Annotated in this window: 10 protein-coding genes; 6 read left to right on the forward strand and 4 right to left on the reverse strand. The window is 73.1% G+C overall.

Features of this window, described 5'->3' with window-relative positions; genetic code table 11:
* The coding region (gene treY / locus B7767_RS21010; protein WP_085573554.1) for a malto-oligosyltrehalose synthase at positions 1-2,235 on the reverse strand (2,235 nt) is incomplete at its 3' end.
* A gap of 191 nt (positions 2,236-2,426) precedes the next feature.
* Entirely contained in the window at positions 2,427-4,565 is a 2,139-nt protein-coding gene (gene glgX / locus B7767_RS21015) for a glycogen debranching protein GlgX (RefSeq protein WP_085573555.1), read from the reverse strand.
* 271 nt (positions 4,566-4,836) lie between these two features.
* Between glgX and B7767_RS21020 the strand changes: the two genes are divergently transcribed.
* Together B7767_RS21020 and B7767_RS21025 are read left to right on the forward strand one after the other, a co-directional pair.
* The gene (locus tag B7767_RS21020) at positions 4,837-6,108 is read left to right on the forward strand and encodes an SAV2148 family HEPN domain-containing protein (RefSeq protein ID WP_179167224.1); all 1,272 of its coding nucleotides are present in this window, start codon (positions 4,837-4,839) and stop codon (positions 6,106-6,108) included.
* A 108-nt stretch (positions 6,109-6,216) separates the two neighbouring features.
* Positions 6,217-6,939 carry a 3'-5' exonuclease gene (locus tag B7767_RS21025; protein ID WP_085573557.1) on the forward strand — a complete coding sequence of 241 codons (723 nt, stop codon included), beginning with the start codon at positions 6,217-6,219 and terminating at the stop codon, positions 6,937-6,939.
* A gap of 28 nt (positions 6,940-6,967) precedes the next feature.
* On the opposite strand, the gene B7767_RS21030 is transcribed toward B7767_RS21025, so the two are convergent.
* Complete coding sequence (locus tag B7767_RS21030; protein ID WP_085573558.1) at positions 6,968-7,831, reverse strand: aminoglycoside phosphotransferase family protein; 864 nt, start codon at positions 7,829-7,831, stop codon at positions 6,968-6,970.
* A 182-nt stretch (positions 7,832-8,013) separates the two neighbouring features.
* Here B7767_RS21030 and B7767_RS21035 point away from each other — a divergent pair, with 182 nt between their 5' ends.
* From B7767_RS21035 to B7767_RS21045, 3 genes are read left to right on the forward strand one after another with little or no spacing between them, the layout of a single operon-like run.
* Positions 8,014-8,940 (forward strand): carbohydrate ABC transporter permease, encoded by a 927-nt coding sequence (locus tag B7767_RS21035; protein ID WP_085573559.1) that lies wholly within the window; start codon positions 8,014-8,016, stop codon positions 8,938-8,940.
* Positions 8,937-9,770: a carbohydrate ABC transporter permease gene (locus tag B7767_RS21040; RefSeq protein WP_085573560.1), complete on the forward strand. Its 834-nt coding sequence runs from the start codon at positions 8,937-8,939 to the stop codon at positions 9,768-9,770. The genes B7767_RS21035 and B7767_RS21040 overlap by 4 nt, the downstream gene beginning before the upstream one ends.
* Positions 9,770-11,050, forward strand: coding sequence for an ABC transporter substrate-binding protein (locus B7767_RS21045; protein ID WP_085573561.1), 1,281 nt, complete (start codon positions 9,770-9,772; stop codon positions 11,048-11,050). Before B7767_RS21040 ends, B7767_RS21045 begins: the two co-directional genes overlap by 1 nt.
* A gap of 385 nt (positions 11,051-11,435) precedes the next feature.
* On the opposite strand, the gene B7767_RS21050 is transcribed toward B7767_RS21045, so the two are convergent.
* A complete protein-coding gene (locus B7767_RS21050; RefSeq protein ID WP_085573562.1) occupies positions 11,436-12,284 on the reverse strand; it encodes a LysR family transcriptional regulator in 849 nt (282 codons plus the stop codon).
* A gap of 112 nt (positions 12,285-12,396) precedes the next feature.
* On the opposite strand from B7767_RS21050, the gene B7767_RS21055 reads away from it, so the two are divergent.
* Positions 12,397-13,170, forward strand: a complete 774-nt coding sequence (locus B7767_RS21055) for an NADPH-dependent F420 reductase (RefSeq protein ID WP_085573563.1) — start codon at positions 12,397-12,399, stop codon at positions 13,168-13,170.
* The last annotated feature ends 154 nt before the right edge of the window (positions 13,171-13,324 follow it).

The following is a 13,324-nucleotide window of genomic DNA, read 5'->3' on the forward strand; positions in this document are numbered from 1 at the left end:
CAGGAGGGTGTCGCGCCAGCCGCCCGCCTCCGCCAGCCGGAGCGACAGCCGGGTCACGGCGGTGAGCACCTCGCCGGAGCGCGTGAAGGCCAGGCAGTGCGCCGCCGCGGGCCCCTCGGCGGACAGCGGTTCGTAGGAGGCCGTGTCACCGAAGACGTCCGGCCGCCGCGCCCGCAGCCGCAGCGCCGCCCGCGTCACCGCCGCCTTGCCGCTCCCGTCGCCCCCGTCGGCCGCGAACCGGACGGGCCGCCGGTTGTCCGGGTCGACCAGCGCCCGGTACTCGTGCTCCGTGCCCTGGTAGAGGTCGGGCACCCCCGGCATCGTCAGCTGCACCAGCGCCGTACCCAGTACGTTCGCCCGGATGTGCTCCTCCAGCGAGGCGCGGAACGCCGCCACCCGCTCGCCCGGCACCCCGCACGGCCCCGCCGCCGTGAACCGCGCCACCGCCTCCTCGTACGGCGGCTCCTGCTCCGTCCAGCTCGTGTACAGGCCCGCCTCCCGCACATGCTTCAGCAGCGCCCCCCGCACCCGCTCCTCCTGCGCCGGGCCGAGCCCGAACACCGTCTGCCAGGCCGCCCACGCCAGCTGCGCGTCCGGCACGCCCTCGCCCGCGCGGGTGACCTCCGCCAGGACGTCCGTCCAGCGCTCCGGGCACTCGGTGAGCACCTGCAGCGCCGCCCGCACATCGGCACTGCGCTTGGTGTCGTGCGTCGAGACGACCGTCCCCGTCGACGGCCAGTCGCGCTGCACGCGCGCGCAGTACGCGTGGAACCGCTCCGGGGACACCGCCGGGTCGCCGGGGTTCCCGCCCACCTCCGTCGCCGACAGCAGCGGCACATAGCGGTAGAACGCCGTGTCCTCCACGGACTTGGCCCGCAGCGCCGACGCGGTCTGCGCGAACCGCGTACGGAACTCCACGTACTCCGCGCCGTCCCCGTACCGCCCGAGCACCAGGTCCCGTACGACGTCCACCGCCCCGGCCTCCTCGGGGACGGCGAAGGCGAGCCGGGCCTCGGCGGCGGCCTCCTCGGTGACGACACCGGCCGCGTCCACGGAGGCGTAGGGGCGGTACACCTCCAGTCGTACCAGCAGCTCCTGGAGGGCGGTGCGCAACGCCCAGGGCGCGCGGTCGCGCAGCCCGGTCTCCGGAGCGGTCGCGCACAGCCGGGCGGCCACCCGGGTCAGCCGGTCCACCTCGGCGGCCAGCTCGTGCGTGAGCACCTTGTACGCGGCCCGCCGCACCGTGGCGTCCCAGTCGCCGCCCCGGTCCGTCTGCGGGGCCGCGAACCGCCGGTACCGGCCGAGCAGCTCCCCGAACCCCGCCGGGTCCGTGAACAGCCCGTCCACGTGCCGCAGGGCGTCGTAGCCGGTGGTGCCGGCGACCGGCCAGGAGGCCGGCAGCGGTTCCCCGTCGGAGAGGATCTTCTCCACCACCGTCCAGCGGCCGCCCGTGGCCTCGTGCAGCCGCCGCAGATAGCCGTCGGGGTCGGCCAGCCCGTCGGGGTGGTCGACGCGCAGCCCGTCGAACACGCCCTCCCGGAGCAGCTCCAGGATCTTGGCGTGCGTGGCCTCGAACACCTCCGGATCCTCCACCCGCACCCCGATCAGCTCGGAGATGCTGAAGAACCGCCGGTAGTTCAGCTCGGTCCGCGCCAGGCGCCACCACACGGGGCGGTACCACTGCGCGTCCAGCAGCTCCGGCAGCGGCAGCCCGGCCGTCCCCTCGCGCAGCGGGAACGCGTGGTCGTAGTAGCGCAGCACGTCGCCGTCGGTCTTCAGGTGCCCGGCCTCCCGGCCGAGCGGCCCCCCGAGCACCGGCAGCAGCACCTGGCCGCCCTGCGCCTCCCAGTCGATGTCGAACCACCGCGCGTGGCGCGACGCGGGGCCGTCGCGCAGCACCTCCCACAGGACGGGGTTGTGGCGCGGGGACATCGCCATGTGGTTCGGGACGATGTCCACGACCAGGCCGAGCCCGTGCTCCCGCGCGGTGCGCGCCAGCTCCCGCAGGCCCTCCTCGCCGCCCAGCTCCTCGCGCACGCGCGTGTGGTCCACCACGTCGTAGCCGTGCTGCGAGCCGGGCACGGCCTCCAGGACGGGCGACAGATGCAGATGGGACACGCCGAGCGAGGCCACGTACGGGACGGCGTCCGCCGCCGCCCGGAACGGGAAGCCGGGTTGCAGCTGCAGCCGGTAGGTGGCCGTGGGCACCGCCGGGTCAGGTCGCTCAGGGGTCATGGGAACGTACGTACCCGCGTAGTCGCTTCTCGTGCCATCGCTGCTCCGTTCGGGGTGCGAGCGGGGTGTTTTTCCGCCCCCGCCGCTCCTTCCCGTCCCGACCCCGGGGCTCCGCCCCGGACCCCGCTCCTCAAACACCGGAGGGGCTGGAATCCAGCCCCTCCGGAGGAGGGGAAGGAGCCGCGCGCCCCCTACGCCGGCCGTTGCAGCACCGTCATGCTGCGGTCGGTCAGCGTCAGCCGGGTGCCGGCCGTCACCTTCGGGCCGGTCCCCGGCGGTACGCCGTCCGCGCGGGCGGTGTCGACCACCACCTGCCACTGCCGGCCGTGGTCGACCGGCACCACGAAGTCCAGCGGTTTCGGCGAGGCGTTGAACATCAGCAGGAACGAGTCGTCCGTGATGCGCTCCCCGCGCTGACCGGGCTCGGAGATCGCGTTGCCGTTGAGGAACACCGTCAGCGCCGACGCCCGCGCCGAGTCCCAGTCCCGCTGGGTCATCTCCGCGCCCTCGGGAGTGAACCAGGCGATGTCGGAGAGGTCGTCGTGGGTGCCCTCCACCGGCCGGCCGTGGAAGAAGCGGCGCCGCCGGAACACCGGGTGGTCCTTGCGCAGCCACACCATCGCGCGGGTGAACTCCAGCAGCCGCCGGCGCAGGTCCTCCCCGCCCTCCTCCCCCTCGCCGGGCGCGGGCCAGTCCAGCCAGGCCAGCTCGTTGTCCTGGCAGTAGGCGTTGTTGTTGCCGCGCTGGGTGCGGGCCACCTCGTCGCCGTGGCTGATCATCGGCACGCCCTGGGAGAGCATCAGCGTGGCGATGAAGTTGCGCATCTGCCTCGCCCGCAGCCGCAGCACGTCCGGGTCGTCGGTCTCACCCTCGGCGCCGCAGTTCCAGGACCGGTTGTGGCTCTCGCCGTCCCGGTTGTCCTCGCCGTTGGCCTGGTTGTGCTTGTCGTTGTAGGACACCAGGTCGTGCAGCGTGAAGCCGTCGTGGCAGGTGACGAAGTTGATCGAGGCCAGCGGACGGCGTCCGTCGTCCTGGTACAGGTCGGAGGAGCCGGTCAGCCGGGAGGCGAACTCCGCGAGCGCGCGCGGCTCGCCCCGCCACAGGTCCCGCACGGTGTCGCGGTACTTGCCGTTCCACTCGGTCCACAACGGCGGGAAGTTGCCCACCTGGTAGCCGCCCTCGCCCACGTCCCACGGCTCGGCGATCAGCTTCACCTGCGAGACGACCGGGTCCTGCTGGACCAGGTCGAAGAACGACGACAGCCGGTCCACCTCGTGGAACTGCCGCGCGAGGGTCGCCGCCAGGTCGAAGCGGAACCCGTCGACGTGCATCTCGGTGACCCAGTACCGCAGCGAGTCCATGATCATCTGCAGTACGTGCGGGGACCGCATGAGCAGGGAGTTCCCCGTGCCCGTCGTGTCCATGTAGTACCGGGGGTCGTCGGTCAGCCGGTAGTACGACGGGTTGTCGAGGCCCTTGAGGGACAGCGTGGGGCCCAGGTGGTTGCCCTCGGCGGTGTGGTTGTAGACCACGTCGAGGATCACCTCGATCCCGGCCTCGTGCAGCGCCTTCACCGCCGACTTGAACTCCAGCACCTGCTGGCCCCGGTCGCCCCAGGACGCGTAGGCGTTGTGCGGTGCGAAGAAACCGATCGTGTTGTAGCCCCAGTAGTTGTTCAGGCCCATGTCCACCAGGCGGTGGTCGTTGACGAACTGGTGCACCGGCATCAGCTCCAGCGCCGTCACCCCCAGCTCGGTCAGGTGCTCGATCACCGCCGGGTGCGCGAGGGCCGCGTAGGTGCCGCGCAGCTCCTCCGGCAGCCCCGGGTGGCGCATGGTGAGGCCCTTGACGTGGGCCTCGTAGATCACCGTGTGGTGGTACTCCGTACGGGGGCGCCGGTCGTCGCCCCAGTCGAAGTACGGGTTGACCACGACCGACGTCATCGTGTGCGGCGCCGAGTCGAGGTCGTTGCGCCGGTCGCGGTCGTCGAAGTGGTAGCCGTACACCTCCTCCCCCCAGTCGATCTCCCCGCTGATCGCACGCGCGTACGGGTCGAGCAGCAGCTTCGCCGAATTGCAGCGCAGCCCCCGCTCGGGGGCGTACGGCCCGTGCACACGGAAGCCGTACCGCTGCCCGGGCATGACCCCGGGCAGGTACGCGTGCCGCACGAACGCGTCGCTCTCGCGCAGTTCGACCGCGGTCTCGGAGCCGTCGTCGTGCAGCAGACACAGCTCCACTCGGTCCGCGGCCTCCGTGAAGACCGCGAAGTTCGTTCCGGCGCCGTCGTACGTGGCACCGAGCGGATACGCCTCGCCAGGCCAGACCTGCATGGATACGACTCTTTCAGGTGTACGGCGCCGGTGGGGCGCCTTGGCTCCGAGTGTTCCCGTGTCTCCCCGAACGGACGGGAACCACCTTCTACCCAGGTCCACCGGGTCCGATGACCCGCGCCCACCGCTCTTCCCGCTATGAATCAGCTCACTCCCGGGGCCCCGCGGGGCGGAACGGTCCCGTGATTGCGGGAAGTTGGGAAACGACCCTGTCCATCGGGCTGCACCGTGCGCCGCTGGCGGAGTACTCTCCTTGATCGTCGGGACGGGAGTGCTCGGGGGAGCGGAAGGCGGTAAGCGGGTGGGCGCGGGAGGGCTGGAACTGCCCCCTGGTGGCGAGGGTCACGAGGGGAGCAGTTCCACGGACGTCCCGCCCGGTGCGGTGTCCCTGGCACGGCCGATGGACGCGGGCTCGATCGGGCCGGAGCTGGACTGGGGTGCCGACGCCTGGCGCGAGGTGCGCACCCGCGCCCAGCGGGCCGGCCGCGCCTACATCTGGCTGAATCTCGTCGAGCAGCGGCTGCGCGCGGTCGTGGCGGCCGTGCTGCGGCCCGTCTACGAGCCCGTGCACGGCGACGACTGGGTGGTCGCCGCCGCCGGGCCCGCCGGACAGGAGTGGGTGCAGCGCGCGGTCGCGGTGCGCGAGGTCAGCCGCCGCAAGGGCTATCTGCTCGATCCGGCCGACGACAACGTCCTGTCCTTCCTCACGCTGCCGCAGCTGCGCGAGCTGATGGTGGCGCACTGGCCCTGCTTCGAGCCGTACTTCGACGACCGCCGGGACGTCGAACTCGCCCTGGACGAGCTGGAGGTCACCCGCAACGTCGTCTCCCGCAACCGCGCGCTGTCCGAGGCGGTCCTCGGCCAGGCCGAACGGGCCTCCGCGCGGCTGCTCGAGATGCTCGGCGCCGGCGGCGACGTGCCGTCCGCGCGCCGGCTGCCCGTCGACGCGGTCGAGGACCTGGTCGGCGACCGGTACGCCGACGTGGTCGCCGTCCACCCGGACCGGGTGCGGCTGCTGCGCCAGTTCCCGGCCGAGGACATCTTCGGCGGGGCCCGCCGGCTCGACGCCCTCGGCATCGGCCTCAACCTGCTGGTGCAGAACTTCTCCGGACGCCGTCTGGTGCGGCTGGCGGAGTCCGGCTGCCGGGTGCGGCTGCTGTTCCTGAACCCGGCCTCCAGCGCGGTCAAGCGCCGCGAGCGCGAGCTCGGCCTCAAGCGCGGCGAGCTCGGCCGCAGCGTCGAGATGAACATCCTGCACATGCGCCGGGTCCGCTCCCGGCTGCGCGACCCCGGCGCCTTCGAGATCCAGGTCTACGACGAGACGCCCCGCTGCACCGCCTACCTCGTGGACGGGGACGGGTCGGACGGCATCGCGGTCGTGCAGAACCATCTGCGCCGGGCCCGGGGCATGGAGGCACCGGTGCTGGTCCTGCGCAACGGCACCAAAGTGGTCAAGCCGGGCGAAGCGGAGGAAGGCGGGCTGTTCCCCACCTACCGCGAGGAATTCGAGCTGATGTGGACGGATTCGCGACCGGTGTCGTGAACGCTCCGGGTCGGAGCCGGTAAGCGGAACGCGATCCTCTGATTGTCAGTGGTGCGTGCGAAGGTGGGAACCACTGGGGGAACGCACCACACAGAAGGGGGACGGCCCATGGGCTGGCACCGGGAGCTGCTGATCGGCTTCGACCTGGAGACGACGGGTACCGACCCGCGCGAGGCACGGATCGTCACGGGAGCCGTGATCGAGGTCAGGGCGGGAGAGCCGCTGGAGAGCCGGGAGTGGCTGGCCGACCCGGGCGTACCGATCCCGGAGGACGCGGTGGCGGTCCACGGCATCAGCAACGAACGGGCGACCGCCGAGGGCGGCCCCGCCGACCGGGTCGCCGACGCCATCGCCGACGCCCTCACCGCCCACTGGAGGGCGGGCGTCCCGGTCGTCGCCTACAACGCCGCCTTCGACCTGTCCCTGCTCTCCGCCGAACTGCGGCGGTACGGGCTGCCGTCCCTGCGCGACCGCCTGGGCGGCGCCGATCCCGGCCCGGTCATCGACCCGTACACCATCGACCGCTCCGTCGACCGCTACCGGCGCGGCAAGCGCAACCTCGAAGCGGTCTGCGCGGAGTACGGCGTCGTCCTCGACGCGGCGCACGACGCGACCGCCGACGCCCTCGCCGCGGCCCGGCTGGCCTGTGCGATAGCCGGCCGCCACCCCGCCGTCGCGGCCCTCGACCCGGCGGAGCTGCACCGCCGCCAGATCGAGTGGTACGCCGCGTGGGCGGCGGACTTCCAGGACTTCCTGCGCCGCAAGGGCGACGCCACCGCGGTGATCGACGGCACGTGGCCTCTGCGGGAGCCGGCGGGCGAGCGGGTCTGACGCGCCGGGCGGCCCGCAGGCCGGAGCGTCAGAAGGGATACCAGCGCACGGACTCGTCCCCGTCGCGCAGCGACGCCACCCGACGCCGGAACTCGGCCAGCGCCTTGGGGTTGCCCGGCGCGTGCTGGGCGACCCAGGCGCAGCTGGCGGTCTCCCGCGCGCCGCGCAGCACCGAGCAGCCCTCCCAGGAGCGCACGTCCCAGCCGTAGGCGGCGGTGAAGGACGCGTACGCCTCGTCCGGCAGCCCGTAGCGGTCGTGGGAGAGGGCCATGACCACCAGGTCGTGCTCGCGCAGATCGGCCGAGAAGGTCTCCAGGTCGACCAGGACCGGCCCGTCCGGCCCGATGTGCACATTGCGGGGCAGCGCGTCCCCGTGGAGGGGGCCCGGCGGAAGGTGGGGCGTCAGTGCCGCCGCGGCCGACGCGAAGCCGTCACGCCGATCGCGCAGATACGCCGCGTCCGCGGGGTCGATGGCGTCGCCCGCCAGCCGCAGCCAGCGCTCCACGCCGCCCAGCAGTTCGCGGGGCGGAAGCCCGAACGGGGGAGTGGGCAGTGCGTGGACCAGCCGCAGCAGTTCGGCCAGATCCTGTGGGCCGGCGGGCCGTACCGCCTCCGGCAGCCGGTGCCACACGGTCACCGGGTGGCCGTCGACCAGCAGCGCCTCCGGCTCGGCCGCCCGCACTGCCGGCACGCCCTCCTCGGCCAGCCACCCCGCGACGGCCAGCTCCCGGCGGGCCCGCTCCAGCAGCTCGGCGTCGCGGCCCACCTTGACGGCCAGGTCGCCGGCGGCGAACACCGCGTTCTCACCGAGGGCGAGCAGCCGCGCGTCCGCCGCCGCGCCGGGCAGTATCCCCGCCGCCGCAAGTACGTCCCGCGCCCGTGCCTCGTCCATCCGTCCGCCTCCGTGTCCGTCCACGGCCGACCGCCGGTCCCGTCCGACCGCCGGTATCCGGCCATCCGTCGGCCAGTGTCGCATTCGCACAGGTGGCGGCGGTGTGCGCGGTGCCTTGACGAGGCAGGACCCCTTCACGACCATGACCTGGCCCACCCGCGCCGCGCAAAGGGGCTGATTCCGTGACATCGGTGACCCAGGTGAGGAGACCGGCGTCCCGCGTGCCCGGCCGGGGCCGCGCCGTCGACCACGGCCCGTGGTTCCTGGTACTGCCCGCACTGATCCCGATCCTCGTCCTCAGCGTCGGCCCGCTGCTCTACGGCATCCTGCTGGCCTTCACCGACGCCCAGTCCGGTCGCACCGAGCCGACCCGGTGGATCGGCACCCTCAACTTCCAGGACCTGCTGCACGACACGCTGTTCTGGGAGTCGTTCCGGATCGGCCTGGTCTGGGCGGTCGGCGTGACGGTGCCGCAGTTCCTGCTGGCGCTCGGCCTCGCCCTGCTGCTCCACCAGGACCTGAAGCTGCGCTGGCTCGCCCGCGCCCTGGCGATCGTCCCCTGGGCCATGCCCGAGGTGGTCGTCGGCATCATGTGGCGGATCGTCTACAACCCGGACGCCGGCCTCCTCAACGAGACGCTGCGCGACGTCGGTCTGGGCGACGGCCGGGACTGGCTCAGCGGGCTCGCCACCGCCCTGCCCGCGGTGATCGTCGTCGGCGTGTGGGCCGGAATGCCCCAGACCACGGTCGCGCTGCTCGCCGGGCTCCAGAACACCCCGCGCGAGCTGCACGAGGCGGCGGCCGTCGACGGCGCCGGAGCATGGCGCCGCTTCCGCACGGTCACCTGGCCCGCCATCCGCCCCGTCGCCCTCGCCGTCACGGCGCTCAACCTGATCTGGAACTTCAACTCCTTCGCCCTGGTCTACGTCCTGACCAGCGGCGGCCCCGGCGGACGCACCCGGCTGCCCATGCTCTTCGCCTACGAAGAGGCGTTCCGCTACGGACAGTTCGGCTACGCGGCGGCGATGGGCTGTGTCATGGTCGCCGCGATCTCGATCGCGCTGGCCGTCTTCCTCGCCGGCCGGCTCCGGGGAGGTGACACGGCGTGAGGGCCTCCACCGGCGCCCGCGTCGGCCAGTACGCCGCGCTGCTCGCGTACCTCGTCTTCCTCGCCTTCCCGTTCCTCTGGCTGGTCTCGACCGCGTTCAAGCCCCCGGCCGAACTGGCCAGTCTTCACCCGACCTGGATCCCGCGCGAACCCACCCTCGACAACTTCCGCCAGGCCTTCGACGAACAGCCCCTGCTGCGGGCCGCCCTCAACTCCCTGCTCGCCGCGCTCGCTGCGGCCGTCCTCGCCGTCGTCATCGCCACCCCGATGGCGTATGTCATGGCCCGTCACCGCACCGCGCTCGCCCGGGCCGCGACGGGCTGGGTGGTGGTCAGCCAGGCGTTCCCGTTCGTCCTGCTGATCATCCCGCTGTTCCTGGTGCTGAAGAACCTGCGGCTGATCGACTCCGTGCCCGGACTGGTGCTGGTCTACGTGGTCTGGGCGCTGCCCTTCGCGCTGTGGATGCTCACCGGCTACGTCCGTGCCGTGCCGGCCGAGCTGGAGGAGGCGGCGGCCGTCGACGGGGCCGGGCGGCTGCGGACCCTGGTGTCGGTGACCGCGCCGCTGCTCGCGCCGGGGATCGTGGCGACCGCGCTGTTCGCCTTCGTCACCGCGTGGAACGAGTTCTTCTTCGCCCTCGTCCTGCTCAAGACCCCGGAGAAACAGACCCTGCCGGTCGTCCTCACCCACTTCATCGGTGCCGAGGGAGTCGCCGACCTCGGCCCGCTGGCGGCCGCCGCGTTCCTCGCGACGCTGCCCTCCCTGGTCGTCTTCGCGATCATCCAGCGGCGGATCACGGGCGGCATGCTCGCCGGGGCGGTGAAGAGCTGATGCGGACCAGAATCCTCGTGGCGGCCCTCGCCGTCGTCCTGCTCCTTACGGGCTGCTCCTCCGGCGGCACCCGCGACGACGGCCGCGTCACCCTGCGCTTCCAGTCCCTGGCCTGGCAGGAGGAGTCGGTCGAGGCCAACAAGGAACTGGTCGAGGAGTGGAACGCCACTCACCCGGACATCCGGGTGGAGTACGTCCAGGGAAGCTGGGACAGCGTCCACGACCAGCTCCTCACCTCCTTCGAGGGCGGCGAGGCCCCCGACATCGTCCACGACGCCTCCGACGACCTGGCCGACTTCGCCTACGGCGGCTACCTGGCCGACCTGACGGACCTGCTGCCCGAGCGGCTGAGGTCCGACATCCCGCCCAGCGGCTGGGAGACCGTCACCTTCGACGGCGGCGTCTACGGCGTCCCCTTCCTCCAGGAACCGCGCGTGCTCATCGCCAACGCCACCTGGCTGAGGGAGTCCGGCGTCCGCGTCCCGACCCCCGGACACCCCTGGAGCTGGGCCGAGTTCCGTCAGGTGACGGACCGACTCGCGGGCGACGGGAAGTACGGCGTCGCCTGGCCGCTCAAGGAGCCCGTGTCCGCCACCCTCAACCTCTCCCTCTCCGCGGGTGGCCGGCTCTTCCACCGGGGCGCCGACGGCAAGGTGACCGTGCGGTTCGAGGAGGGCGACGAGGTCGTCCCGCGCACCGTCCACGAGCAGGTGAACACCGACCGCAGCGCCTCGCCCACCACGCTCGGCAGCGGTGGTTCCGACACCCTGCCCGGTTTCTTCGCCGGCAAGTACGCGATGGTGCCGCTCGGCTTCTCCTACCGCCAGCAGATCGTCCAGCAGGCGCCGGAGGGCTTCGACTGGCAGGTGCTGCCCGCCCCGGCCGGGACCGGCGGGCTCACCCAGGGCGTCAGTCCGCAGACCCTCTCCGTCGCCCAGGACTGCCCGTACAAGAAGGAGGCCGTCGCCTTCCTCGACTTCCTGCTCCAGCCGCGGAACATGGTCCGCCTCGCCCTCGGCGACTGGATGCTCCCCACCGGTCGCCAGGCCCTCGCCGACCCCGTCCTGCACACCGCCGAACACGGCTGGGCCACCGGCACCGCGCTCGCCGCCCATCTGCGCCCGGCCCCCGCGCAGACCGTACGGGGCTACCCCGAGTGGAAGGACAAGGTGGCCACCCCGGCGCTCCAGGAGTACTACAGCGGCGCGATCGGTCTCGACGAGCTGCGCGAGCGGCTGGAGGAGGACGGCAACCTGGTCCTGGCCCGCTACCAGCGCTGAGCGCGGACGTCCGGACAGCCGTTGCACGCCGCCTGCCGGAGGGCCGGCGCCGCGACATCGTCCGCGAGACCGAGAACGGTCCGGAGGCAGCCCGCCGCCGGCGTCGGGGTCTCGGCCGGTGCCGTCCCCGAGGCTCTCGCGGAAGCCGGGGACGCGTAGGCCGAGCAGCCGCGGCCTCGATCCCCGGCCGGCCGCCGCGCCGGAGTTCAGCCGTGGGGGATCTCGGCGGGTTGCTTCCGGGAGAGACACCGCCGGGTCGCGGTGACCCCGCCCCGGCTCGCCGACGCCGTCGGCCGGGTCCGGTGGAACAAGCTCGGCGTGTTGCCGTGGGCGCGGGGCGGGTCGTGGTGTTCCTTCCCGGGAAGCACTTGCCCGGGGCGGAGGTTCAGTCCGCGAACGCGGCCACGTACGACGCCACGCACGGCTCCGGGGTGGCCAGTGAGGTGACCACGTGGCCGTCGACGGTCACCGGCGGGTCGAGCGGCATCCGGAGCAACCGCCCGGAGCGGGACCCGTCGAGTTGTTCGGCCGGCACCAGCGTCCAGCCCTCGGGGTTCCGGCCCACCTCGAACAGCACGCTGAGCATGTCCCCGGCAGGCGGCCGCAGCGGGGCCACGGGCAGGGCGGCGAGGATCGCGTCGTGCATCGGCGGGTCACTGTCGCGGGCGGGGAGCCGCAGCCCGTACGGATCGAGGTCGTGCAGGCCGACCGCGGGCCTGCGGGCGGCGGGGTGTTCACGCGCGAGCACTGCGTGCAGCGGCTCGGACCAGGCGCGCACCACCCTCACCGCCGCGGAGGTGAGCGCGCCCCGCACCAGTGCCAGGTCCAGCTCGCCGTTTCGGACGGCGTCGAGCCGCGCGGTCACCGGCAGGTCGACCAGTTTCGGCTCGGCGGGGCGTTCGCTGTCGCTCAGGCGGCTCACCGCCCGGTCGAGCCGTCCGGTGACGCAGGACGCCACCCCGATCCGCAGGACGGCCGCCGGTTCTCCGGCGACCACCCGCACCCGGGCCGCCGCGGCGAGGGTCTTACGGGCCGCGGCGAGCACTCGTTCGCCGGCCGGGGTGAGCCGCACCCGGCGTGAGGTGCGGTCGAGCAGGCGCACGCCGAGCTCCCGTTCGAGCCGGGCGATCTGCTGGCTCACCGCCGGCTGCACTATGCCCAGCCGCTGCGCCGCGCGCCCGAAGTGCAGCTCCTCGGCGACGGTCACGAAGTACTGCAGCGCTCTCAGCTCCATCTACCCGATCTATCACGCGATGTGATTGCTGCCGAGCGTTTCTGGTCATTGTTCGCACAGGTGGCTCCGGCTGTGATGGGTACGAGCCCGCCGGAGGGGTCCTGCCCGCTGGATGCCGCGACGCGGGGAAACGCGAACGGAGAACAGAGTGAGCACGACAACCCTCGGCGTCATCGGCACCGGCATGGTCGGCCTCGGGACCGCCCGCCGCGCCGTCGACGCCGGCCTGAACGTGGTCCTGAGCAACTCACGCGGCCCCGAGACCCTGGCCGGTCCCGTCGCGGAGCTCGGCCGGCGGGCCCGCGCGGCCACCCCGGCCGAAGCGGCGAGCGCCGGTGATCTGGTCATCGCGGCCGTGCCGCTGGCCGCCCACGAGCGGCTGCCCCGGGCGGAGCTCGCCGGCAGGACCGTGATCGACCCGATGAACTACGCGCCGCATTCCGACTTCGAGATGCCGGAACTCGACAGCAACGAGCTGACCTCCAGTGAACTGGTACAGCGCCACCTCGCGGACGCCCGGGTGGTGAAGGCATTGCACAACATCGGCCCCAGGCAGCTGATGGAGCTGTTCCGCCCGGCCGGAGCCCCCGACCGCACCGCGCTGCCGCTTTCCGGCGACGACCCGGACGCCAAGAAGGAGGTGGCCGACCTGCTGGACGCCCTCGGCTTCGACGCGGTGGACCTCGGCGCACTGGCCGACAGCTGGCGCAGCGAACCCAACACCCCGTTGTACGCCCTCCCGTACGTGGGACAGCCGCCGTCCGGCCTCACCGTCAGGGAATTCGTGGCCTGGGTCCAGCAGGCGTCCGGTGTGCCCGTGCCCGCCGCCCGGGTCGAGGAACTCGCCGCCGCCGCGGTGCGGGGGCCCGCGGGTTTCCGGATGTAGGAGAGGGCGGTCCGCCGCGAGGGTACGGCCGAGCGTCCGCTCACCGTCACCGCGACGGCCATCCGCGCGCTGCGGCACGGGGATCCCCGGGGCCTCCGCCCGGGGGCCTGCCGCGCAGCGGCCGTTTCCCGGTCCCGGGCGGGCGTCCGCCGCG

Source organism: Streptomyces sp. 13-12-16 (genome assembly GCF_002114215.1).
GTDB lineage: Bacteria > Actinomycetota > Actinomycetes > Streptomycetales > Streptomycetaceae > Streptomyces.